The organism is Roseomonas populi, from assembly GCF_024594815.1.
Taxonomy (GTDB): domain Bacteria; phylum Pseudomonadota; class Alphaproteobacteria; order Acetobacterales; family Acetobacteraceae; genus Roseomonas; species Roseomonas populi.
Genome location: NZ_JANJOU010000001.1, coordinates 192,574 through 215,660, shown reverse-complemented (window position 1 = coordinate 215,660; position 23,087 = coordinate 192,574). Strand labels below are relative to the sequence as shown.

The window sequence follows — 23,087 nt, the reverse complement described above, 5'->3', positions numbered from 1 at the left end:
TCCGCGCGTGCATTCCTGGTGCTCGCTGCAACCCTGGCTCTGGCCGGTTGCGTGGGATCCCCAGGCGAAAGCCCCTTCGAGTTCTACCGGCAGCTCACGGGCGAGGCGCTGGAGGGCCGGCCGATGCCGCCGGGGCTGGACCAGCCGCGGCCCAACCTCGGCAGCGTGCCGCAGCGCCCTGACCGGGGCCCGGCGAGCCAGCGCGCGGAGCTTTCCTCACTGCTGGCCGCGAACCGCGCCGCAGCGGCCAACCCGGCGCCGCCGGGCGGACCGATCCCTGAGCGGCCGGCCACCGAAGGACTGGCCGCCGTGCCCGCCGCCCCGCCCGCCCCACCCAGGCTGGTACCCGCGCCGCCGATCGGCGCCGGGCCCGCCACCCTCCTCCTGCCCGGTGGCGGGGAGGCGCAGGCCGTGCCGGAGATTGCGCCCGAGGCTCCTTCCGCCCCGCCGGCGGAATTGACGGCCCCGCCGCCGCCAGATCTTTCCGCGACACCCAGCTTTCCGCGGATCGCGCCTCGCGGCCTCTGACCGCTGCCGCTATCCTGTCATCCAGAGAACGCCGAGCACCCGTGCCATGACCGACGAGTTCCACCGCATCCGCCGCCTGCCGCCCTATGTCTTCGCCGAGGTCAACTCGGCGAAGGCGAAGGCGCGGGCAGCAGCAGAGGACGTGGTGGACCTCGGCATGGGGAACCCGGATAGCCCCACCCCGCCGCACATCGTGGCGAAGCTGATCGAGGCGGTGCAGGACCCGCGGACGCACCGCTACTCCGCCTCCAAGGGCATCCCCGGGCTGCGGAAGGCGCATGCCGCCTACTACGCCCGCCGCTTCGGGGTGAAGCTGGACCCGGAGACCGAGGTGATCGCCACCCTGGGCTCCAAGGAGGGGCTGGCGAACCTGGCGCAGGCCATCGCCTCGCCGGGCGATACCATCCTGGTGCCGAACCCGTCCTATCCGATCCACCAGTTCGGCTTCCTGATCGCGGGCGCCTCCGTGCGGAGCATCCCCTATACGCCGGACGACGAGATGCTGCGCGCGATTGACCGCGCTGTCAGGCATTCCGTGCCGAAGCCGACGGCGGTGATCGTCAACTTCCCGTCCAATCCGACGGCGCTGACGGCCTCCATCGAGTTCTACCGCGAGCTCGTGGCCTTCTGCCGCAAGCACGAGATCTTCATCCTCTCCGACCTCGCCTATGCGGAGCTGTACTACGGCGACACGCCGCCGCCCTCCGTGCTGGAGGTGGAGGGCGCGAAGGACGTGACGGTGGAGTTCACCTCCATGTCCAAGACCTACAACATGCCGGGCTGGCGCATGGGCTTCGCGGTGGGCAACCCGAAGCTGATCGCGGCGCTGACGCGGGTGAAGTCCTACCTGGACTACGGCGCCTTCACGCCGATCCAGGTGGCGGCGACGGCGGCACTGAACGGACCGCAGGACTGCATCGAGGACATGCGCAAGCTCTACAAGGAGCGGCGGGACCTGCTGGTGAAGGGGCTACACCAGGCGGGGTGGGACGTGCCGTCCCCCGACGCCTCCATGTTCCTCTGGGCGCCGATCCCCGAGCGCTTCAAGCACCTGGGCAGCGTTGAGTTCTCCAAGCTGCTTCTCGCCCGCGCCAAGGTGGCGGTGGCGCCGGGCGTCGGCTTCGGCGAGCACGGGGACGACCACGTCCGCATCGCGCTGGTGGAGAACAACCACCGGATCCGCCAGGCGCTGCGGGGCATCAAGACCTTCCTGCAGGGCGACAATGCCGCCCCGCACATGGACGAGCACAAAGAGGACTCCGTTCGCGCATGACCCGCCCGCTTGCTGTTGGCGTCGCCGGGCTCGGCACGGTGGGCGCGGGGGTGCTCGGCCTGCTGCGCCAGAACGCGGAGATCGTGGCGGCCCGCGCCGGGCGCCGGATCGCCGTGACGGCCGTTTCCTCGCGCGACCGCACGCGCGACCGGGGCATCAGCCTGGAAGGGCTGCGCTGGTACGATGATCCGGCCGCGCTGGCGAATGACCCGGCCATCGACGTGGTGGTGGAGACGATCGGCGGCAGCGAGGGGCCGGCGCGCGCGCTGATCCAGGCGGCGCTGGCGGCCGGCAAGCCGGTGGTCACGGCGAACAAGGCGCTGCTGGCGATCCACGGCGCCGAACTGGCGGAACTGGCGGCGAAGTCGGACGTGCCGCTGGCCTTCGAGGCGGCGGTGGCGGGCGGCATCCCCGCGATCAAGGCGATCCGCGAGGGCCTGGCGGGGAACCGCATCACCCGCGTGACCGGCATCCTCAACGGCACCTGCAACTACATCCTGACCCAGATGCGCGAGCGCGGGCGGGAGTTCGCCGAGGCGCTGAGCGAGGCGCAGAAGCTCGGCTACGCCGAGGCCGATCCCACCTTCGACGTGGATGGCATCGACGCGGCGCACAAGCTGGCGATCCTCGCGGCGCTGGCCTTCGGGCGGCCCGTGGACTTCGACGCGGTGCATGTGGAGGGGATCCGGCAGGTCTCGGCGCTGGATATCCGGCTGGCGGAGGAACTGGGCTACCGGATCAAGCTGCTGGGCATCGCCACCTGCTCCGAAGGCGGGGTGGAGACGCGCGTGCATCCTTGCATGGTGCCGGCCGCCCATCCCGTTGCCACCGTGGACGGCGTGTTCAACGCCGTGGTGGCGGAAGGCGACCATGTCGGCCGCGTGGTGCTGGTGGGGCGCGGCGCGGGGGCCGGGCCGACTGCCTCCGCCGTTGTCTCCGACCTGATCGACATCGCCCGGGGCCGCCACACGCCCGTGTGGGGCGCGGACTCCTTCTCCGCCCTGCCCTCCGTCGGGATGGAGCGGCATTCCGGGGCCTACTACCTGCGCCTGATGGTGGTGGACCGGCCGGGCGTGATCGCGGACGTGACGGGCGCGCTGCGCGACGCCGGGATCAGCCTGGAATCCATGCTGCAGCGCGGCCGGGCGCCCGGCGAGGCCGTGCCCGTGGTCCTCACCACCCATGACGCGCGCGAGAGCGCGATGCGCGAGGCCATCGCCCGCATCGCCTCGCTCGACGCCGTGCTGGAATCCCCCGCCCTCATCCGGATCGAGAGCCCATGAGCACCACCCGCGCCGCCATCAACCCGGACGCCCCGCTGCAGAGCGACCGCAACCTGGCGCTGGAGCTGGTGCGGGTGACGGAGGCGGCCGCCATCGCCTCCTCCCGCTGGATCGGCCGGGGCGACAAGAACGCGGCCGACGGCGCCGCCGTGGACGCCATGCGCCGCGCCTTCGACAGCGTGGCCATCACCGGCACGGTGGTGATCGGCGAGGGCGAGATGGACGAGGCGCCGATGCTCTATATCGGCGAGAAGGTGGGCGCCGGCGGGCCGGAGGTGGACATCGCGGTGGACCCGCTGGAGGGCACCTCCATTTGCGCCCGTGGCATGCCGAACGCGATCGCGACGCTTGCCGTGGCGGAGAAGGGCGGGTTCCTGCACGCGCCGGACATCTACATGGACAAGATCGCGGTGGGCCCCGGCCTGCCGGACGGGGTGGTGCACATCGATGCCGGGCCGAAGGAGAACCTGAAGAACCTCGCCCAGGCGAAGAAGTCCTCCATCGAGGATTTGGTCGTCTGCATCCTGGACCGCGACCGCCACAAGGACATCATCCGCGCCTGCCGTGAGGCCGGCGCCCGCATCATGCTGATCCCCGATGGCGACGTGGCGGGAGTGGTGGCCTGTTCGCAGCCCGAGGCGGGGGTGGACATGTATCTCGGCTGGGGCGGCGCACCGGAGGGCGTGCTGGCGGCCGCGGCGCTGCGCTGCATCGGCGGGCAGATGCAGGGGCGACTGATCTACGAGGACGATTCCCAGCGGGAGCGGGCGAAGTCCATGGGCATCACCGATCCGGACAAGATCTTCACCGTGGACGAGATGGCGAAGGGGGACGTGATGTTCTCCGCCACCGGCGTCACCACCGGCGCGATGCTGCGGGGCGTGCGGCGCACCGCGACCTCCGCGGTCACGCACTCCATCGTCATGCGCAGCAAGACGGGGACGGTGCGCTACGTGGAGGGGCACCACAACTTCATGGTCAAGCCGAACACCTACCTTGCCTGATGGACTGATGACGGAGGCGCCGGGCGCGGGCGCGGCGGGGGAGGCCGTTCTCGGCGTCTCGCGCAGCGCCACCGGCCGCCGCTGGGTGTGGCGGGAGGGGGACGAGCGCGCGGGGCTGGCCATCGCCCAGCGCCTCGAGGTGCCGGAGATCGTCGGCCGCCTTCTTGCCGCCCGCGGCGTGGGCGTGGAGGCAGCGACCGACTTCCTGGAGCCGCGACTGCGCGCGCTGATGCCGGACCCGTCCTGCTTGCGGGACATGGATGCCGCCGCCGGGCGCCTGGCCGAGGCGGTGCGGGCCGGGGAGAAGGTGGCGGTTTTCGCGGACTACGACGCGGACGGCGCCTGCGCGGGCGCCCTGATGGTGCGGGTGCTGCGCGACCTGGGCGTGCCCGCCACGCATTACGTTCCGGACCGGATCAAGGAAGGCTACGGGCCGAACGCGCCGGCCATCGCCGCCCTGTGCGATGCGGGCGCGCGGCTGATCGTCTGCGTGGACTGCGGCATCTCCGCCCATCAGGCGCTGGAGGCCGCGCGGGGCCGGGCGGATGTGGTGGTGCTGGACCACCACAAGGCCGAGGGGCCGCCGCCCGCCATCCTCGCCACGGTGAACCCCAACCGGCTGGACTGTAATTCCGGGCTGCGCGGCCTTTGCGCCGCCGCTGTCTGCTTCATGGCGGCGGTTGCCCTGCACCGGACCCTTCGCAAGGCGGGCTTCTTCGCCTCCCGGGCCGAGCCGCCGCTGCTGGACCTGCTGGATCTCGTCGCTACAGCGACGGTCTGCGACGTGATGCCGCTGACCGGGCTCAACCGCGCCCTTGTCGCGCAAGGGCTGCGGGTGATGGCGCGGCGCGGGCGGCCGGGGATCGCGGCCCTGCTGGAGGTGGCGGGGGTGAAGGACGCGCCCACCGCTTATTCCCTGGGCTTCGGGATCGGGCCGCGCCTCAATGCCTCTGGCCGGATCGGGGAGAGTGACCTCGCCCTTCGGCTGCTGCTGGAGGAGGACCCGCTGGAGGCCCGTACCAGGGCCGAGAGCCTGGACGCCACCAACCGCCGCCGCCAGGAGGTGGAGGCGGAGGTGCTGGGTTCCGCCCTCGCCATGGCGGAGATGCAGGTGGCCGAGGGGCGCCCTGTTCTCCTCATCCTGGGGGAGGGGTGGCACCCTGGCGTGGTCGGCATTGTCGCCGGCCGGGTCAAGGAGCGGTTCAACCGCCCCGCCCTCGTCGCCGGCGTGTCGGATGGGTTGGCCAAAGGATCCGGGCGGTCCGTTCCCGGCCTGGACCTTGGTGCCGCCATCATCGCGGCCCGGCAGGCGGGGCTGCTGGAGACGGGGGGCGGGCACGCCATGGCGGCCGGCTTCTCCTTCCGCGCGGAGCGGCTGGAGGCTGTGCGGGCGTTCCTCGAGGATCGCCTCGCCCGCGCTGCGGAGTTGCCGGATGCTGCCGCGCTGGTGTTGGAGGGAACGCTTTCCGTCGCCGCGGCCAATACCACACTGGCCGAGCAGGTGGCGCGGCTGGCGCCCTTCGGTACGGGCAACGAGGAGCCCTTCTTTGCCATCCGTCGCGCCCGCGTGGTCCGGGCGGACCGGGTGGGCAAGGAGGGCGGGACAATCCGTCTCTTCCTGGAAGGCGAGGGGGGCGGACGCCTGAAGGCCGTTTGCTTCCGCGCCAAGGAGGGGCCGTTGGCGGATCTCCTCCTCCGATCCCGCGGGCTGCCGCTGCATCTCTGCGGCGCGCTGCGGGCAGAGAGCTGGAATGGCGAGGTCTCGGCCTGCCTGCATGTGCAGGATGCGGCGCCGGCCTGACGCCTGCCGGGTTGTGCAGCGCGGCGCGGGCCCTTAACTGGCCCGGCAAAGTCCATGGGGCGGCCCGATGGACCCGCCCCTGCGCGCCCGACAACGCGGAGCCTCCATGCATCCCTGCCGCTTCTTCCTCCCCCTGTTGATCCTGGCCGGCTGCGGCAGCGATTATTCGGCGGATACCTACTCCACCAGGGCGGTGCAGCAGGCCAACCCGGTCCAGCAGGGCGTCATCATCGGCGCGCGGGACGTGCAGATCTCCTCCGACGGCGCGGCGGGGGCCGCGGCCGGTGCGGCGGCGGGCGGCATCGTGGGTGCGGCGACCCCTGGCAGTAATCTCACCTCCGCCCTGGCCGGCGTCGGCGGCGGCCTGGTCGGCGGCCTCTTCGGCTCGGCGACGGAGCGGGTGATCAACGACAATCGTGCCACCGAGTACATCGTCCGGAAGACCAACGGAGAACTGGTGAACGTGACCCAGCGGGACGTGCCGTCCCTGCCCCTGGGACAGAAGGTGCTGGTTATCGCGGGCGCTCAAGCGCGGATCGTGCCGGACTACACCGTGCCCGAGGCGGCAGCCGCGGGCGCCCCTCCCGCGCAGGGCGGGCCGGCGAGGGTGGAGGCGCCGGTGCGCGCGGACCTGCCCGCTACCGGTGGGGTTGCCGGCCCGCCACCTGGGACTCCCGTGCCGCCGGTTGAGGGGGCCACGCGGACGGAGCTTCCCCCCGCGGCCCCGGCCTCCGCGGATGCGCCGCCCTCGCCCCGGACGCCGCTGGTGCCGCCGGAAGCACCGCTCGCGCTCTGAGGGGTGCTGGACGGGAGGAGCGGAGCGTTGTAGTGACCGCCCGCGCCTGTCCCCTTCGTCTAGAGGCCTAGGACACCGCCCTTTCACGGCGGCGACACGGGTTCGAATCCCGTAGGGGACGCCATGCGGCGTTGTTTTTATTGGTCTTTCTGGCCAGTGCTGGCCAGCACCCCACAATCACCCCCACAATTAGTCTGCGGCAGCAAGCCTTGCGTGCTTCATCGGTTCCGGCCCGTCCGGATCCCGCAGTATGCCGCATAACTCGGCGGCTTCGGCCCGTAGTCCGGCTGCCGCGGTCAGCATCACCTCGTGCAGGCGCTCGGCAGCCTCGGGCGTGATCCCGGCCTGCTCGGCTGCCCGCTTCACCGCATCCGGCGCCAGGAACGCCATGGTGTTCAGCGCGACGTTGGTCATGGCGTCGGCCGGATGACGCTCCTCCCAGGTGAGAGGACCGACAATCCTCTGCTTCGGACCGTGCACCGCCGATCGCTGCCGGTAATCGGCATTCTCGCGGTAGAGCTGGGCCAGCAGCTCGGGCAGGTTGATCCGGCCTGATGGCGTGGAGGGAATGCGCCCCTCGGATTTCAGCGTCGCCACGCGGCGCTCAGATATGCCGAGAGCCTGCGCCAGGTCGCCGGCAGTCACTTCTGACGGGATCACGATGATGAACCCCCTTGGAGTTTGCTGTGGCTAGCGAAGTGGCGCGCTGACGCCACCCGCATACGTGACATCGGCGGGAAGGACCCGAGGGGTCGGGGTGTGTCCCTGCGGCCACACCCCTAGTCCGGTCACCCGCCCGCCTTCAGGGCTGCGATCACCTCGTCCGGTCCGGCCGCGACGCGGATCTGCGGGCCGGCTGTGGGCGTGATGATGGTGACGACCTCCCGGCCGGCCAATTCGGATGTCACCGACGCGACCGCTTGCGGATTGATCCATGCCGTCCCGTCCATGCCGGGCAGTGCTACTAGGTTCATGCTGGTCTCCATGCTGTTCATCTGCCCACTCGGGGCGGTCACACCGCGGAGGCTTCCGCGATGACTTCTGCGGTCAGGGCCGGATCGGTCCCGAGCCGCTGGGCGACGGTGGGGCTGATGGTCTCGGCCCAACGTCGCTTCTCCTGCGTCTGCAACTGCTTCACCTGATCCGCGACGCGCCGGCGCTGGGCAGCCTCGGCGGCGTCCACCACTGCCTCCATCGCCTCGGCCTGGGGTTGGGGCAGCACGCCAGCCGTCCAGCTCTTGGGCACGGCGCAGAGCGACACCTCGAAGGGGCGCCATGTGCTGATCCGCTCAGCCCCGTCCGCGTCCTGTTGGCCGGACAGGTAGGAGAACCCCATCGAGACGTTGGTCACGATGCGGTCCCTGACCATTCCCCAGGCATCGAGAGCTGCGGTGTGGCTGGCGAAGCGCGCGATGCACCATGCGCTGCCGCCTTCGATCCAAGCTGTCTCCACCACACCCAGCACCGCTGTCAGCTGGTGCAAATGGCCGTCCAGCAGCGGAGCCCGTCCGGAGTTGAGCAGGGCCAGATCGGCGCCGGTCATCTCCAGGATCTTGCTGTCGCCTTGCCCGTAATTGTCGGTGCCGACGTTGGTGGCGAAGCAGAGCAGCGCGCGGCGCTGCTCCACCTCATGCGGGACGATCACCCCAGGGGTAAGGGCCGTCACGTCAGACGCTCCTCTCCGGCCAAAGCATCGGGTCCTCTTCGCTCGTCATGCCGGGGCGCCCGCTCACAGGCGGCAGCCGGATCATGTCCGACATCCCCGCGACGTTGTTTCCGGAGTACCCGGGCCGCAGGTGCTCGTTCGGCGCTTTGGGGATGGTGACGCCGCTCGCGGCGAAGGCTTCCGGGTGCTGGTTCGAGAGGTGATAGAGCCGGTTGATGCTGTCGTTAGCGGCCTTCTCCATCCGCGCCCCATCGCGGATCTCGCTGGCAAGCTCGCCGTAGCGGGACCGCCACCAGGTAACGAACCCCTCCACCTGCTGCGCCGCCTGCCGCTCCAGATCGGCGAACTCCGCGGCCTTCTCCCGCAGCACCGCCTCAGCCAGCGGGGCCTGCAGCGCCTGCGCCATCACGTCGCAGCGCTCGGCCTCCATGCGGGCTTCCGTCAGCTCCCGCTCGCTCGCCTCCACCTCCTTGGCGTCGCCGGTCAGCAGCAGCTTCCCGCGGCCACCCTCCAGCTCGGCGGCGCGAGCCAGCGCTGCGGCCTTGCCCTGCTCCGCGTTCGTGATGGCGGCGCGGATGGCCGCGGCGGTCTGCTCCTTCGGGCGCATGCCCAACAGCTTCTTGATGTCCATGGTCGATCTCCTTCGAGGGTGGTTCAGGCGTGGACCGGAGCGGGCAGGTGCACCCGGTCGCGGTGACGGTTCAGACGCTGCAGCAGGGCTTCCCACTCGCCGATCTGCTCGGGGCTGGTCTCGATCAGCAGCGTCCGCCCGTAGAGGCCGGCGGGGCGGACCAGGGCGCCGTAATGGTCGGTCGCCGTGTCCTGCAGGACGATCACCGCGGCCCACTCGATCAGACGCTGCGCCTGTGGCCAGGCGTCGGGGCCTTCGGCACTGCCGCGGCCCAGCAGGGCGATGACCGTCCACTCCGGCTTCCGCAGATCCCCGAAGGGAACGACACCGCCGGGCGGGGTCAGGATCAGCGCGGCGTAGCGGTCACGCGCCATGTGCAGCAGCGGGGCGAAGCGGGTCAGTCCGCCGGCGTGCAACTCTTCCTCCAGCAGGTACAGCCCGGTGCTGGTGTTGGCGTAGCGGGCGCCGCCGTCGTCCCGGATGCCGCGGTCGATCCGCAGATCCCTGTCGAGGCAGGCCACGGTTACCTGACGCATGTGCTGTTCTCCTTGCGGTGGTGCCTTCGGAAGCCGCGCAGCAGGCCTTCCGTCAGCGGGTCGGGGGAGGGGAGGGCAGGCCCGGCAGGTGCGGCGTAGTGCTCGCGCATCGCTGCCCGTTCGGCCTCGTCGTGGCCCGTATCCGCCCGCCAGCGGGCAGCCAGAGCAGCGAGGGAAACATCGTTTTCATCCCTGGCTTCTGTTCTGCGGTCGTGGCAGTCGGGACGGTCAGGACACTCAATGTTTGCAGGGGTTTTCTGCGTCCCGACCGGTCGGGTCGGGGTCGTGGCAGTCGGGACAGCGTTGGCGCTCACGCGCTGCCTCCCTCACCCATCAGGTCGGGCAGGACGCGGTACACGCGGATTTTGCCGACGCCGGGCACCCGCACCGTGGCGGCCAGGTTCTTGCCGTCGCCGGCGTCCAGGAAGCCCTCGGCCCGCAGCGTGCGCCCAGCCTCCGCAGGATCCACGCCGGCTTCGCGGCAGAGCTCGCGCCATACATCCGGGGCGATCAGGTACTCGTCTCGCCCATCGGCGCGCCGCCGGCGCCAGCCCGCCCGCTTGATGACGGGGCGGTCAGGGTGGCTCTCCACCCAGGCGTTGACGTTCTGGCTGCGATCGAAGTGCAGGGCGACGAACCGCGATGCGCCGTGCTCAGTGAGGAACAGCCGCACCGCCCGGACGTGCTGCGCTTCCTCCGATGCCCCGCCGCCGCCGCGCTTCTCGATCCACCGCGCCAGCATCGCCTCGGCTACGCGGAAGGTCTCGTCCCGCGGCCAGGGGAGGATGCCCCAGAGCGTGGCCAGCTCACCGGCCAGAGCCACCAGGGCGCATCGCCGCGCCACGTCTCGCACCTGCGGATCCGCGTCGGACGGGAGAGTGGCGGCGATCCGATCCCGCATCGCCGTCGCAGCATCGGCAAGGCCTGCAGCGTCATCTCGCCGTGCCTCGGCCAGCCTCGCGACGAAGGCCCGGCCGGCGTGTCCGTGATGCCGGCGCACCGCGGCGTGCAGGTCCGTCATCAGGTCGGTCAGCGCCGGGCGCCCGTGCAGTGCGGGCCAGGCGCTTCCGCCGTCCACGCTGATGGAGGGCAGTCGCACCTCCGCCCCGGCCGGCAGGCTCTGCCCGGTGCGGGAGACGACAGTGGCGATGTCGAGCTCGCCCGTGGAGAGGATGAAAGTCCGCCAGGTACGCCGGCGCTGGGCGGTGGTGTCGCGCCGCATCCGACCCTTGCCGCTCTCGTTCGCCAGCATGTAGCAGGCGGCGGCCACCTCCCGCGGGTCGGCCTGATGCAGCTCGTCCAGCCCCAGCAGCCCGTCGCCGGCTTCCTCGGCCGCACCCTCCAGGCCGTTCGCCGTGCTGCGCCAGTCCCGCAGCATCGCCCCCTTCACCGGCGGCCCCCAGGCCGAGAGGGCGAGGCGTAGCGCCAGGGTCTTCCCGACCTTGCTGCGGCCGGTGATGTGGAACCCGCCCGACGGTTCGCCGCAGGCGTCCAGCAGAGGGCCGGTAAAGGCAGCGGCGAGGAGGAAGGCGGCCATCGGGTTGCCCGCGGCGGGGGCGGCCACCTCGGCCTTCCACCCGTCCAGCGTGCCGGCCTGCGCCACCATCTGCGCCGCGTTCTCGGGCGGCGCCTTCATGACCAGCGTCTCGGCCGTGGCGCCGATCACCGTGCCGTCTGGCAGGATGTAGGCGGCCTCATCGGTGCCCACCGCGTGCCAGCCGGAGCGCGACACCAGCGTGACGCGGGAGCCGGCCTGGACGCCCCCTAGAGCCTCGCGGAGCAGCATGCGCGAGGACGGGTTGGGGGAGACCCGCAGCCCCCGCTCCAGCAGCGCCGCCTCCAACTCACCGGGCGCCGTCACCAGCAGTCGCGCCGGCATCGGCCAGGTGTGGATCCGGGCGTCGCGGTCCTTCCATCGTAGCCAAAGGCTCCAGCCCTCGCCGGCGGCGTCCCGGGCCTCGCCCAGCACCTCCAACGGCGCGCAAAGCCAGACCTGCCCCGCCTCGCCCTGGTCGGCGTAGAGGCCTTCCTTTTCCATCGCGAAGCCGTGGGGCCAGCGGATCTCGCCGGGGCGGGGCGGTGCCTTGCGCCGGGCGGCGGCGGCCTTCTCCTGCAGGCGCTTGGCACGCTCGGCGCGCACCAGCTTGTCGAGGGCTGTCAGCGTCAGGCCGCACTCTCGCGCCGCCGCCTTTCGCTGCTGCTGATAGTCCGCCTCGGCCAGGCCGGCGAGGCGCACGACCTGCAGTGTCACGTCCACCGCGTCGGCGGGCTCGTCCTCGGCGCCACCGCGGCTGGCGAAGCCGTTGAGGATCGGATCCACGTCCATGCGCGCGTCCATCACTCGCGCCCTCCGGTCTGCAGGTTCCCGCTGTCCGGCCGGCGCGCCGCTGCCCAGGCGGCGATCTTCGCGCCCTCGCCCTTCGGCTTGCCGGCCTGCTCCAGCGCCCCGTCCACGGCCCGGATCAGTTCGTCGGCGGTCAGCAGCCCGCCCACCACGAAGCGGGCCAGCCCCCAGGCCTCGGCGACGGCAGTTGGATGGCGGCTGTCCACCGGAGCGGTCGCGATGTTGCTGCAGGCCCGCATCAGGGCGGCGCGGACGTAGCGGTCGCCGGTGGCGGCCCGCGGTACGGCGTCGGGGTCAAACTCCGGACGGCGCGGCGGCGCCAACTCGGCGGGGGAGGGGCACACCACCGCCTCGGCGCCGTCCAGCACCATCAGCCGGCGCGGCAGGGGATCGACCATGTCCACGAACAGCGGCGCGGCCGTGTAGGTGACCTGCGCGGCCCGGAGGGTGGACGGATCAACCCCCGGCACGCCACGCAGCCAGCGCTGGCACTCGGCGCCGGTCAGCGCCCGCTCCAGCAGGAACCAGAGGCGCAGTCGCAAGCCGGGCTTGATGGCGTGCCCGGCGGTGGCGGTAACGACGGAGGCGGCGGCGCGGAAGGCCGGCGGCATCACCTCCCGCGCTGCGCTGCCGCACGCCACCAGGTCCAGCACGTCCAGCCCGACCGGAGCGGGGATGCCGTCGCAGTCGAGCGCCACCCAGGCCCGGGGCGCGTCGTGCAGGGTGGGTTCGTCCCCCGTGTCCTGATCCGGGTGCACCAGCCGCCGCACACCGGACACGCGGGAGGGATGGGCGATGGCGCCGCGCACCACGCACCGATCTGGAAGGTGCAGCAGGTTCTCCAGCACCTCCGCCAGGTCGTGCAGCCCCTCGAAGCCGATCGGCGCCATGTCGTAGTGCTTGGCGCTGTCATAGCCCTCTACGTCGCCGCCGGCTCGGATCAGCTTGGCGAGGCGCCGGCCGCGGCTGCGCAGGATAGTGAGGCTGTCGGCGTTCATCCGATGCCCTCCTGCACGGGATGGACCCCGCCCCGCGGCGTGGCGCTCCAGCACAGGCGCGGTAGGCGCTGGCCGCGCTTCTCGCGCCGCTCTGCCTCGGCCTGCACCAGCGCCATCCAGGCGTCCTCTTGGACGGTGGCCGTCTCGATCAGCAGGATCCGCCGCATGATCACCGTAGCGGCGGCGACGGTGGTGTAGTGCTCGCGGGTGCCGCCGGTCGCGTGGACGATGACGGAAGCCGCCCAATCCAAGTAGCGAGAGAGTTTCGGGAAGGCAGTCGGCGGCGGCGTGGGCGCCGGGAAGTCGGGATCCGCTGAGAGGATGATGCAGGTCGGCGGGCGCTGCCGATCCAGCACCCTCGCCGGCAGCCGGCCGCCGGGGAGAGATACCGCGATGCGGTATTCCCCGGCCAGCGAGCCGCGCCAGAGCGGGACGGCGAAGTCGCCAGGCGTCCCTTCCATGCGGCGGATCGCCTCGCTGATCTGCGCCGGCGCCAGGTCCATGAAGGCCAGCGGCGGCAGGGTGGTGGGGAGCGGGATCGTGCGATGCATCAGCGCGCCTCCATCTCGGCCTTGGCGGCGAGCGCCGCGGCGACGGAGGCGAAGGCGTGCAGCATGGGACGGCGGGTGACGCTGCCCGGCCTGGGCGGCACTTCCAGCATCACGCGCGGCTCGCCGGCAGCGTCCAGCGCGGCAGGGATGTGCAGCAGCTTGATCGGCGCATAGATCGTGGGCGCGGCCTTCACGCGGCGCTTCTTGATCCGGGTGGTCTTTTGCATGGTGGTCTCCGTCGTTGGAGCCACGGAAAGGACTGGCAAAGCGGCAGGAGGCGCGCTACATGCGGGGTGTTGGGTCCGCGTAATTGAGTAGCGACGTTTTTTTCCTGCAGCCCGCCCGGGACCTCCCGCGGCGGGTTGCTTCGTTCTAGGCCGCGGTCTTGGTGAGACGGGGCAGGCTGTCCATCAGCGCCTGCAGCGACGGCGCGGGGATCAGGGTACGGCTGCCGAGCTTCCTGGCTTCAAGCTGGCCCTCCCTGATCAGCGCGTAGAGCTTGGTCCTGCCGATGCCGGAGCTGGTGACTGCCTCGGGGATGGTGAATGCCAACTTGGCGGGCTGGTGGTTCATCGTGGCACCCTTTGCTGTGCTGGGGTGCCGCCCATTATTCACATGCGTTCGCGCCTGTCCGTTCCAACAAACAGCGGATGTTCGTGACGCACCAAGCACTTGCAGCGGCATTGCGTCGCATGATTTGCGTGTTTTTGTGCCGCAGGGCGAAGTGGTGAGTATCAGTCCTCTGCGCGGATCGGAGGCATGAAATGGGCCGCATCCGGTCCTGCGATCCCAAGCCCAGCTAGGGTTGCGAACCCCGGAGCGTAGCGCTCCTGCATCTCGGCATTGAGGCGCGCGTGCTCTTCGATCGCCCGAATGACGGCAGCCCTCTCCGGGTTGCTCCGATCCAGAGCAAGTAGCCCCGAGATGCCGTACATGCTGAGAGAAGCCGCGTCCTGCAGCCGCCGGCGCTTTTCTTCGGCCCTGAGATAGCGGCGAGACACCTGAAGCCACTGCCGCGTTAGACGCATGACGATGGAGCGCGACACCGCGGTGTTCTCCTCCACCAGGTGGACGGACATGCGCGCCGCCGTGAATACCGGCATTCCGGGGTCGTCGGTCAGAAGCCGAGCCATGCTCTCGAAAGCCGCGCCAGGGCCCAGAGCAGCTCTTGGGCGGCCGCGCTTGTCCGCTTGAATGATCTCGGCAAATGCTGCCGGATCCGCCCGTAGCCATTCCCGAGCCCGCTGTAGCGTAGGCTCGCTGAGACGACTGAACCAAGGCGGCTCGACAGCCGACATCCCTCACGCCTCCGCAGCGCATCCGCAGGTGAAGAGGCGGGGCAGCCCGACGCGGAGAGCCGGACGTTCGGCGGCCAAACCTAGCCCCGCTGAGGGGGAGTGTAGCAGGGGAGTGCCGGGTGGGTAGGGTCATGCTGTCACCACCCCGGGCACCAGCCGCGCCAGGTCGGCGCGCAGGCTCTCGGCCAGGGCCTTCTCTCCGGCGCTCGACCCTGCGCACACGGCCAGCGCGACCTGTTCCGCCTTCACAGCCACGCCCACCATGCCGGCCGCTGGTGTCTCGGCCATCTGGAAGAGGACGGCTTCCCAGGCGTCCAGGGCGCTCTCCTGGGCAGCCTCCGCGACAGCCTGCGCCACGCTGCTAGTGAAGTCGCGTCCCGCGTCCAGGGCGCAGAGCTCGTGCCATTGGTCGGCCCGTGCCAGCGCCGCCTTGAGCGCCAGCAGCCGGGCGTCGTTCGCCGGCAAGGGTCGGGATTGAGCCCCGACCCCACCAAGGCCGACCGCTGCGGAGGCGAAGCCGGCGAGGATCTGGCGGCGGCTCATGCCCGCGCCTCCGGGATGGCGTACTCGGCGCCCAGCACCGCGGCGATGTCGCGCCCCATGCTGGCCGCGATGAAGTCCGCCGCGCGCCGGGCGTATCTGGCGGCGCCCTCCAGCTTCTCTTCTGCGCCGGGGTGCTCCATGTCGCAGCCGGCCGCCCTGTGGGTGTGCGCAGCAACCAGCGCGATCACCAGCAGCGCATCCATCACCGTCTCCGGCGGGGTCGCCATCGCCAGGTCCTCGCAATCGAACTGCAGGCCCGCGGCATCCATGCTCGCGCGGTACAGACGATCCTTCTCTGCCTCGGGGCCGGGGCAGGCCAGCCAGGCGGCTTCGGCCTCGTCGCACGCTCGGCTGAAGGCTGGGATCTGGCGGGCCAGCGCCTCCACCGGGCCCATGCTGGGCGGCGTGGCGCTGGCGGGGATAGGGAGGGCGGGCGCCACGACGGCGCCCCCTCCCAGGACGGCCAGCAGGCCGCGGCGGCGGGCGCTCATGCGTCACCTGCCATGCGCTGGGCCAGGTACTCGTTGTGTCTTCTTGTCTGCTCGGCCTTGAGGCGCCACGCCTCGGCGTCGGCTTCCTGCCCGGCGTAGTGCACCAGCAGCTTGTGAGCGAGCCGCGTGCCGGTGCTGGTGTCCCAGATCGAGGTGTTCTCGCCGCTGTCCTCCAGCAGCGCGACGCGGGCCATGGCGGCCCATCCCTCCGGGGTCTTGGGCGTGGCGGCCCGGATGTAGCCCTGCACGGCCTCGTACTCGGCCCACTCGGGGGTGGCGTCGCAATCAATGTGGCGGGTGGGGCTGTTCGGATCGGCCCACGCGCGCTCGATCTCCAGGTAGCGGTTGCAGGCGTGGATCAGCGCCGCATCCGGGCTGACGGCGCCGACGGCGATAGCGGGCAGCGTGGGGGCGGCGAGGGCAGCAGCGCCGCCCAGGATGCCGCGGCGGGAAGCCTTCATGCCCAGGCCCTCCCGAACAGGCCGCGCAGGTTCGCCGGCACCGGGGCGCCAACACGGCGATAGGCGGCGGCCATCTGGCGGCGGGTGGGGCGGATGACCCGGGCGTGAGTAATGTCAGGAGCCAGGGTGATAGGCGCGTCCCAGGGCTCCTGGTGCTCTTCCTCGCCCACGTCGTCGGAGGCCTCGCCGTCCGCGTCGGGCTCCATGTCGAGGATCGGCCGATCGGCCGCGTCCAGGAAGTCGATCAGGTAGGCGGCGCCGTCTAGCGCGGCGCGCGCCTCGTCCATCAGCTGCTGCGCCTTCTGCTCGATTGCGGCGCGCAGCTCGGCCGTCATCACGGCCGCGGCGAAGGGGAGGGGTCTTCTTCTCGGGTCGTGCGCCTGATCCGCCAGAACTCTTCTGGGCAGGGCGCCGGGCGTGATATGGGCGTGAACAGCCATGACCTGCTTTCCACCAAGCGGGTTGCGGTTAGGCCGGGCCTCGGGATCCGACCCCCGATGTCCGGCCGCTTTGTGTTGCGACAGAAGCGCCTCACACGTATTGTGTAACCCCGCCCGGAATGGGTGGTCAACACAAATCGAGTAAGGTTACTCACCCTGTGATCATGACCCCGGCCCAGTGCCGTGCAGCCCGCGCCTTACTGAACTGGTCTCAGGATCAGTTGGAGGCTGCGGCGAAGGTCGCCAGGAAGACGATCGCTGACTTCGAGCGTGAGGCTCGCACACCCTACGATCGCACTCTGGCGGCCATCCGGACTGCCCTGGAAGCCGCAGGGGTCGAATTCATCTCGGAAGATGGAGGCGGTCCGGGAGTTCGTCTCACGAAGGCCAACCTGTGACCCCGGACCAGTGCCGCGCTGCGCGGAAGCTACTCGGCTGGAACGCGCAGCGCCTCGGCATCAGATCAGACCTCAGCAGCACCTCAGTCAGGAGGTTCGAGAGTGGCGATCAGTCTATCACGCCGCAGACCCATGCCTCTCTCCGCACCGCCCTCGAAGCCGCCGGCGTGGTCTTCGCGCCTGGGGATGGAGGCGGGGCAGGAGTGAGGCTGAGGAAGGCCGTTATATGACACCAGAGTTCTGCCGAGAGGCGCGCAAGCTGCTGGGCTGGAGCGAGCTAGACCTTGCAATTGCTGCAGCCTGCTCGTCGTTGACGGTGCGCAATTTGGAGGAGGGTAGGACCCGGCCCAGTTACGCGACACGGGTCGCATTACGAGCCGCCCTTGAGTACGCCGGCGTCGAGTTCATCGCGGAGAATGGCGGGGGCGCTGGGGTGCGTTTGCGAAAGACGGCTCCGTGACCCCCGAGCAGTGCCGCGCTGCACGCGAGCTCCTTGGCTGGCGCAAGCAGCGGCTTGCGACGAAGTCGGGTATTTGTGCCAGCACGGTCAGGAACTTCGAAGTCGGAGCGCACAAAACGCAACCGGCAACGGCTCAGATAATGCGTGCTGCCCTTGAGATAGCCGGTGTCGAGTTCATGGCAGAGACCGGGGGCGGGGCGGGGGTGCGGCTGAGGAAAGCCGACTAGTTCAGAAGCGGCAGGCTTGCCGGAGCTTTGCTAGCCGCTCCAGGCACTTTCTGCACGTCACCTCATGGTGGGGCGGCTCTTCCCATCCAGATCCGGCGCCCGGCTCATCAGCGCAGAGGGCGGGCCGGCAATACGGCGTGACGGCGTGGTAGATCCGTTCGCGTCCGGAGACAGGCCGACCTGCCTTGCGGAGAGCGACGAACGTCCGGTCTGATACGGTTATGACGTTCAGCATCCCCAGACAAACGCAGCCAGGGGCAAGAAGGCGGCACCCAGGCGGAGAGGAAACCTCAGGTCCGATGTGAGGCTGCGCAGGCGAGGGGCATGATGCGGGTGGTGCGCTGCAGTGCTGCCGGGAGATTGCGAGCCGCGCCAAGGATGCGGCGCCCGCCTACTCCACCAGCCGCAGCTTAGACCCCGCCGGCGGGCGGGAGCGGCCGGTGGGCACGGGAGGCGGGCCCTGGTCTCCACGGCCTGCCGGCCGCAGACGTTCAGCCTCTGCAATGTCGAGGGCTTCCACCGCCGTGTTGGCCTGATGCCTGATCGCGGCGGTGGTGTCTGCGCTTGTCCCCTGCCAGAGCTGCAGCGCGAGCAGTGCCCTCCGCACTTCCAGCCGGGGTTCCTCAGGCGACGCTGCGACCAACGTCATCAGGACGCGCGTCATCACCTCTAGACGGGCGGCGACATGAAGGGCCGGGTCGGTCATGCGGCGGTCCTCAGGCGGGTGGTCACGATCTCTTCCCGGAGGCGGGCGATCTCCTGGCGAAGCGCCGCGACCTGGTCGGTTAGCGGGTTGATCGCCGCGGTTGCTCTGTCGATGGAGCCCCCGAAGGCCGGCAGATCGAGGGAGGCGCCGAGGCTCCGAACCTGGCTCTCCACGGTCTGCCGCAGGAACGCGCCCTGGGCACCGTCGCCCAGGTAGGCCGAGCCCGCCTGGAGGAGTGCGTCGGCCGCGCTCGTCACGCGCCCTGCGTCGATACCCTGGATCCCGGCGGTCCGTGCCTTGCTGATCTCGGCTGCGAACTGCTCCTGGGCGGCGGTGAAGGCGTTCTGCGGCGAGGCGGCTGAGATGTTCATGCCGTTCAGGAAGTCCACCAGCGTGCCCTGGACGGAGCCGATCCGGGTCAGCGCGTTCTGCTCGGCCGAGAGACGGTCCGTGGTGGTCTTGTCGCGCATGACCTTGATGTTGGCCTGCGTGACCGCGTTGAACTCCTCCGAGGAGGCGACGATATCGCCGAAGGCGAAGTCCAGGTCCTCCATCTGCCGCTTGAGCGCGCGCCACTCGTTGTCGCGCTGCTGCGTGTAGGAGAGCACCCCCGCCTCGGAGTTACCGGTCGCCTCCAGGTAGGCGTTGCGGAGGCTGTTGCGGATGTCAGCGGCCGAGGCCTCCCGGTCCTCCGCGGCGCGCGTGGTCTGCCGCTGGAGCGCGGCCCGCTGCAGGTCCTGCACCCTGTCGAAGCCGGCCGTGGCCTTGGCCACGTCGCTGTCCGGCAGGTTCCAGTCCTTGATCTGCGCCTCCAGCGCCAGCCAAGCGGCCGTGCGCGCCTGGTCGAACTGCTTCAGCGCCTCGGTCGTCTGGTCCTGACCCATCAGCTGCGAGGCGGTGACCCGGTAGTCCTGGAGCAGCTTCTCGAAGTCGCTGTTCCGGGCCTTCTCCACCGCCTTCAGCTGCTCGTCCATCACGTCGGAGATGGGCTGCAGCGCGAGGCCGTACTCCTTGGCCTTGGCGATCAGCGGCTCGTAGGCGTCGGTGATCGCCTTGATCTGCTGATCGTAGGAGGTCGGCTTCTCCGGGTCCTTGTTGTCCTCGAAGGCCTTGTAGGTCGTGCTGGTCCAATCCAGCGCGCCCAGCAGCCTGTCGAGGTCGCCCGTGCCAACCTTCGCGTAGGTCGTCGCCATGGCGCCTTCGAGCTGGCCCGCGATGCCCTCCACGATCCGCTTGGTGGCCTCCTGAAGCAGATCGGTCGAGCCCTTCTCGTCCGCCGTGAAGGTCAGCTTGTCGCGGCCGTTGCGGGTCAGATACATGCCGTCGCGGTCGCCCACGCCCACCGACATGCGGCCCTCAAGCTGGACCCCGTAGGCGGTCTCGATGCGGTCGGCGATGCTGCCGATGGCGTCGGTCAGGCTCTTGGCCGCGTCGCGGTTCTCCTGGCTGAACTTGCCGCCCGTCGCGCCGCCGCTGAACACCGAGCCGTCGCCGAAGTCGATGGTGGAGTTGCCCTCCCGGTTGGAGGGCTTCTGGGCGGGAAGGAACTGCGCAACGATCATTGCAATTGCTGCGAGATACGGCGCGACCGTGGCAAGGCCACCAATGATGGTGCCTGCTGTGGCGCCCATGGCGGCAGTCGCGCCCGCTCCCACTGCAGACGCACCGCCGGCCAAGGTCGTGGCGCCAGCACCTATGCCAGCCACACTGCCGACGCCCTGTGCCCAGCCTTTCGCACCCCCTGTCTGAGCCGCGCTGTAGAGCCCGTAGGCGCCGGCCGCGACGCCGGCGGCGCCCAGGGCAGCGTTCCCGATGGACACGGTGGTGCCCGACACCGACGAGCCGACTTCGCCAACCGTCATGCCGGTGTCTTGGAAGGCGCCAAGCTGCGAAGCCAGTTCGGAGTTGCCACCGATGGTGTAGGCTGGCGTGTCCAGGAACCCGCCGATGTTCGTCTCGGCGAACCGGTCAAAGCGCCCAATGAGGCCTGTCTGGAAGCTGCCTCCGCCTCCGATCATCCCATTGTCGAAGAGGCTGCCCAAGCCCTTGGCATAGCCGACGAGGCTACCGCCACCGTCCGTCACCGGCAGGCCCTTCAATGCCATGGGAGAGAGGGCCGAGCCGGCAGACAATAGGCCGCCTGTGGATCCAAAGCCGGAGGTGTTCCCCAGCCCCAACCCCTGCACAATCGGCGACACCACAGGCCGGATGATCGCCTCGGCCGCAATGCGCGCCATGGTGCGGCGGAAGGTCGTCTCGAAGGTGTCGAGCAGGCCTTTCCAGCCCTTCCCGTTCTTGTCGAACATGTCGGCGAAGGCGTCGGCGCCGTAGCGCACGATGTCGTCCGTCACCCGGCGGTTGGCGCGCTGCTGCTCTTTGTAGGCATCCTCCCAATCCTTGGCGTATTTGTCGGCGGCTCTCTTCGTCTCCTCGCCGGCCCGCTCCGTCGCGCGCTGCCGGCCCTGGATCTCGCGAATGACCCGCTCGTCCATGGCGCCGATGGCGTCCAGCCCGGAGGCCGTCCGCACAGGAGTGCCATACAACTCGGCCTGCACGCGCAGGGCCGCTTCCATCTCCTTGTTGGCGTCGCGCTGGGCAGCCGTCATCCGGCCAGAGGATGCGGTCAGCGCCTGGAGTGATTTGTCGCGATCCTGCTCGGCGAGGCGGAGGAGGCGTGTGGCTTCTTCCTGCTCCACGCTGCCGGCGGCGAGGCTGCTGTTGATGACCGCGACGCGCCCCGCGTACTCCTCGCGGATGGTCCGAGCACGGTCCAACTGGCGAGAGATTGCATCCACGCTCTGCGGCAGGCCCTGGGGCCGCTCCGGTCCAAACTCCTCAGCGCCCAGCACCCCGGCCTTGTCCAGCTGCTGCAGGGACTGCCTCAGCCGATCCACTTCGCGGTCAGCCGCCTGCGCCTGCGATTGCAGGTCCTTGAGCCGGACGATGGCCTCAGCTTCACGGTTCCGGTCCGCGTTGCTTTCCGCCCGGTAGTACGGGCCGTTCGGGCGGTTAATGTCGCTGAGGAATTGCTGCTCGTCAGCGATGCGGCGGCCGAGTTCTGTCCGGCCAGTCTCTACCTCGCCAAGCCTGGTCTCGGCACGGGCGCGAAGTTCGGCGCGCTGATTGTTCGCCAGGGTGGCGGCCCGCTGCGAAGCCGTCAGGAATAGCGAGTTGATGTCGCGCAGGACCGAGGCCGTCTCGCGCGCGCTCTTGGTCATGGCGTCCAGGGCTTCCTGGCCCTTGGTCTTTGCAACCTCCGCGTTGTCGCCAGCGGTCAGGAACTGCGTTGCCAGCGTGCCCACCATCAGGACGGCGCCGGCGATCGCGCCCGTGGGACCGAACGCTCCCAGCAGCTGAGAGCCCTGGACACCGAGGGCCTGGAGGGCGTTGCCGCCCATGCTGACCTGGGTGGCGAAGTCCTGCACCTGGAACCCGGCCTGGCCCATCACGCCGCGGAACTGATCCATCCGGCTGCCAGCGGTCTGCGCCTGATTTCCAATCTGGGCCGTGGAGGAAGCCGCCCGAACCGAAGCCGTCTCCAAGGACTGGAGGGCAGCCTTGCCGTCCTCGCCGATCGCCCGAAGACCCTCGCGGACCTTCTGGGCATCTTCCAACGACAAGCGGATGGCGATCTGGCGGCTGGCTGCCACGTGGTGTCCCCGGGCGAGATGAGCGGGGTTCGTCCGTGCCGGCGGCCGACCCCGCCGGAATTATGCCTGAGGGCGGCGGCCTAACCAAGAAAAGCAAGTCATTTCAGGAAGATGGGCCGCACACCAGCGCACACTGGCGCACGGGTGAGGTGAGAAATCGTCGAGGTGTGACGGGAAAGCAAAAGCCCCGCCGGTTAGGGCGGGGCTTGTGTTGCACCGGGCTGCGGGGGTGTCTGCGGGATGCTCTGGGGCGGAGTTGTCAGCTGCGGCACCACTATAATCTGCGGCGGTGTGGAGGGCGGCGGATCTGCGGTGCGGACAGCGACTGCCGTCGATACGGCGGACAGGCCCGACTGGAACGCAGAGAGAAGGTTTGCCTGCATAGAAATCATCGCGGCGGTGCAGGCGATGGCCGTGCCCACAATCAACGCAACCAACTCCCACCGGCCCGGTAGCTTTGCTATCGCCACCTTCAAATCAGTCACGTCCGATCCGATGGCCCTTGTTGCCGCTTCCAGACCCGCGACCCGACCTTCGAGATTGCTCATCCCGTCATCATGGGGGCCCTGTCGGCCTGGATCAACTGGCGGAGGGGGCGTGCCCCCACCCCCATTGCTAGCCGTCTTAGGTCCTCCAACGGCCGAATTAGCTGCCGCTATGAGTTTTGCGATTTCTGGTTCGAAGCGAGCTTCATTCATTATTGTTAATATTCCGCAACTCCACCAACTCTTTGGCTAATACTTCAAGAGTATCGGTGATATTTTTGATGTTGTTGGAGATAAGGGCGGAACTTTCCTTCATGGGCCCCATATTCTGTAATCCTGCCTTCTCCAGTAGCCCTGGTAGTACGTTGTAAAGTGACCCAACGTAGTTAGCGACCGCGATTTGATAATTCATCACCGTGGCAACACGATCTAACAACAGGCTTTGCACGCCTGATAATCTTTCAGGAGAACTACCCTCCTCTTCTTTACCGCTCATCACAGCTCACTCCACCCATCT

At 69.8% G+C, this 23,087-nt stretch carries 26 protein-coding genes and 1 tRNA gene; 8 read left to right on the top strand and 19 right to left on the bottom strand.

Annotation, left to right across the window (positions count from 1 at the left end; all coding sequences use genetic code 11):
- Positions 1-51 precede the first annotated feature (51 nt).
- From NRP21_RS01110 to NRP21_RS01080, 7 genes are all read left to right on the top strand, one after another.
- Entirely contained in the window at positions 52-528 is a 477-nt protein-coding gene (locus NRP21_RS01110; protein WP_257714325.1) for a hypothetical protein, read from the top strand.
- 46 nt (positions 529-574) lie between these two features.
- Positions 575-1,801 carry an LL-diaminopimelate aminotransferase gene (locus NRP21_RS01105; protein ID WP_257714324.1) on the top strand — a complete coding sequence of 409 codons (1,227 nt, stop codon included), beginning with the start codon at positions 575-577 and terminating at the stop codon, positions 1,799-1,801.
- Positions 1,798-3,084 carry a homoserine dehydrogenase gene (locus NRP21_RS01100; protein WP_257714323.1) on the top strand — a complete coding sequence of 429 codons (1,287 nt, stop codon included), beginning with the start codon at positions 1,798-1,800 and terminating at the stop codon, positions 3,082-3,084. Before NRP21_RS01105 ends, NRP21_RS01100 begins: the two co-directional genes overlap by 4 nt.
- Positions 3,081-4,088, top strand: coding sequence for a class II fructose-bisphosphatase (glpX, locus tag NRP21_RS01095; RefSeq protein ID WP_257714322.1), 1,008 nt, complete (start codon positions 3,081-3,083; stop codon positions 4,086-4,088). Before NRP21_RS01100 ends, glpX begins: the two co-directional genes overlap by 4 nt.
- Before the next feature lie 7 nt (positions 4,089-4,095).
- The gene (recJ, locus tag NRP21_RS01090; RefSeq protein ID WP_257714321.1) at positions 4,096-5,889 is read left to right on the top strand and encodes a single-stranded-DNA-specific exonuclease RecJ; all 1,794 of its coding nucleotides are present in this window, start codon (positions 4,096-4,098) and stop codon (positions 5,887-5,889) included.
- Between the two features lie 106 nt (positions 5,890-5,995).
- Positions 5,996-6,685 (top strand): hypothetical protein, encoded by a 690-nt coding sequence (locus tag NRP21_RS01085; RefSeq protein WP_257714320.1) that lies wholly within the window; start codon positions 5,996-5,998, stop codon positions 6,683-6,685.
- Positions 6,686-6,733: 48 nt separating this feature from the next.
- A tRNA-Glu gene (locus tag NRP21_RS01080) sits at positions 6,734-6,809 on the top strand.
- Between the two features lie 65 nt (positions 6,810-6,874).
- Here NRP21_RS01080 and NRP21_RS01075 read toward each other — a convergent pair.
- From NRP21_RS01075 to NRP21_RS01005, 15 genes are all read right to left on the bottom strand, one after another.
- Entirely contained in the window at positions 6,875-7,282 is a 408-nt protein-coding gene (locus tag NRP21_RS01075; RefSeq protein ID WP_257714319.1) for a hypothetical protein, read from the bottom strand.
- A 191-nt stretch (positions 7,283-7,473) separates the two neighbouring features.
- Entirely contained in the window at positions 7,474-7,671 is a 198-nt protein-coding gene (locus NRP21_RS01070) for a hypothetical protein (protein ID WP_257714318.1), read from the bottom strand.
- Positions 7,672-7,697: 26 nt separating this feature from the next.
- Positions 7,698-8,351, bottom strand: a complete 654-nt coding sequence (locus tag NRP21_RS01065; RefSeq protein WP_257714317.1) for an HK97 family phage prohead protease — start codon at positions 8,349-8,351, stop codon at positions 7,698-7,700.
- 1 nt (position 8,352) lies between these two features.
- Positions 8,353-8,982 (bottom strand): hypothetical protein, encoded by a 630-nt coding sequence (locus NRP21_RS01060; RefSeq protein ID WP_257714316.1) that lies wholly within the window; start codon positions 8,980-8,982, stop codon positions 8,353-8,355.
- Between the two features lie 23 nt (positions 8,983-9,005).
- Positions 9,006-9,518: a hypothetical protein gene (locus NRP21_RS01055; protein ID WP_257714315.1), complete on the bottom strand. Its 513-nt coding sequence runs from the start codon at positions 9,516-9,518 to the stop codon at positions 9,006-9,008.
- A gap of 310 nt (positions 9,519-9,828) precedes the next feature.
- Entirely contained in the window at positions 9,829-11,856 is a 2,028-nt protein-coding gene (locus NRP21_RS01050) for a DUF927 domain-containing protein (RefSeq protein ID WP_257714314.1), read from the bottom strand.
- The gene (locus NRP21_RS01045; protein WP_257714313.1) at positions 11,856-12,860 is read right to left on the bottom strand and encodes a hypothetical protein; all 1,005 of its coding nucleotides are present in this window, start codon (positions 12,858-12,860) and stop codon (positions 11,856-11,858) included. Before NRP21_RS01045 ends, NRP21_RS01050 begins: the two co-directional genes overlap by 1 nt.
- Positions 12,857-13,411 carry a hypothetical protein gene (locus NRP21_RS01040; RefSeq protein ID WP_257714312.1) on the bottom strand — a complete coding sequence of 185 codons (555 nt, stop codon included), beginning with the start codon at positions 13,409-13,411 and terminating at the stop codon, positions 12,857-12,859. Before NRP21_RS01040 ends, NRP21_RS01045 begins: the two co-directional genes overlap by 4 nt.
- Positions 13,411-13,638: a hypothetical protein gene (locus tag NRP21_RS01035; protein WP_257714311.1), complete on the bottom strand. Its 228-nt coding sequence runs from the start codon at positions 13,636-13,638 to the stop codon at positions 13,411-13,413. The genes NRP21_RS01040 and NRP21_RS01035 overlap by 1 nt, the downstream gene beginning before the upstream one ends.
- A 145-nt stretch (positions 13,639-13,783) precedes the next feature.
- Positions 13,784-13,984: a helix-turn-helix domain-containing protein gene (locus tag NRP21_RS01030; RefSeq protein WP_257714310.1), complete on the bottom strand. Its 201-nt coding sequence runs from the start codon at positions 13,982-13,984 to the stop codon at positions 13,784-13,786.
- A 161-nt stretch (positions 13,985-14,145) separates the two neighbouring features.
- A complete protein-coding gene (locus NRP21_RS01025) occupies positions 14,146-14,709 on the bottom strand; it encodes a hypothetical protein (RefSeq protein WP_257714309.1) in 564 nt (187 codons plus the stop codon).
- A 129-nt stretch (positions 14,710-14,838) separates the two neighbouring features.
- Entirely contained in the window at positions 14,839-15,252 is a 414-nt protein-coding gene (locus tag NRP21_RS01020) for a hypothetical protein (protein WP_257714308.1), read from the bottom strand.
- Positions 15,249-15,743, bottom strand: coding sequence for a hypothetical protein (locus NRP21_RS01015; RefSeq protein ID WP_257714307.1), 495 nt, complete (start codon positions 15,741-15,743; stop codon positions 15,249-15,251). The genes NRP21_RS01020 and NRP21_RS01015 overlap by 4 nt, the downstream gene beginning before the upstream one ends.
- Positions 15,740-16,204, bottom strand: a complete 465-nt coding sequence (locus tag NRP21_RS01010) for a hypothetical protein (protein ID WP_257714306.1) — start codon at positions 16,202-16,204, stop codon at positions 15,740-15,742. Before NRP21_RS01010 ends, NRP21_RS01015 begins: the two co-directional genes overlap by 4 nt.
- A complete protein-coding gene (locus NRP21_RS01005; protein WP_257714305.1) occupies positions 16,201-16,644 on the bottom strand; it encodes a hypothetical protein in 444 nt (147 codons plus the stop codon). Before NRP21_RS01005 ends, NRP21_RS01010 begins: the two co-directional genes overlap by 4 nt.
- 119 nt (positions 16,645-16,763) lie before the next feature.
- Between NRP21_RS01005 and NRP21_RS27970 the strand changes: the two genes are divergently transcribed.
- Entirely contained in the window at positions 16,764-17,042 is a 279-nt protein-coding gene (locus NRP21_RS27970; protein ID WP_332844176.1) for a helix-turn-helix domain-containing protein, read from the top strand.
- Positions 17,043-18,120: 1,078 nt separating this feature from the next.
- On the opposite strand, the gene NRP21_RS00995 is transcribed toward NRP21_RS27970, so the two are convergent.
- From NRP21_RS00995 to NRP21_RS00980, 4 genes are all read right to left on the bottom strand, one after another.
- Complete coding sequence (locus NRP21_RS00995; protein ID WP_257714303.1) at positions 18,121-18,435, bottom strand: hypothetical protein; 315 nt, start codon at positions 18,433-18,435, stop codon at positions 18,121-18,123.
- On the bottom strand, positions 18,432-22,085 hold the full coding sequence (locus NRP21_RS00990; protein ID WP_257714302.1) for a hypothetical protein: 3,654 nt from the start codon (positions 22,083-22,085) through the stop codon (positions 18,432-18,434). The genes NRP21_RS00995 and NRP21_RS00990 overlap by 4 nt, the downstream gene beginning before the upstream one ends.
- 194 nt (positions 22,086-22,279) lie before the next feature.
- The gene (locus NRP21_RS00985; protein WP_257714301.1) at positions 22,280-22,633 is read right to left on the bottom strand and encodes a hypothetical protein; all 354 of its coding nucleotides are present in this window, start codon (positions 22,631-22,633) and stop codon (positions 22,280-22,282) included.
- 142 nt (positions 22,634-22,775) lie between these two features.
- Positions 22,776-23,066 (bottom strand): hypothetical protein, encoded by a 291-nt coding sequence (locus NRP21_RS00980; protein WP_257714300.1) that lies wholly within the window; start codon positions 23,064-23,066, stop codon positions 22,776-22,778.
- Between the last annotated feature and the right edge of the window lie 21 nt (positions 23,067-23,087).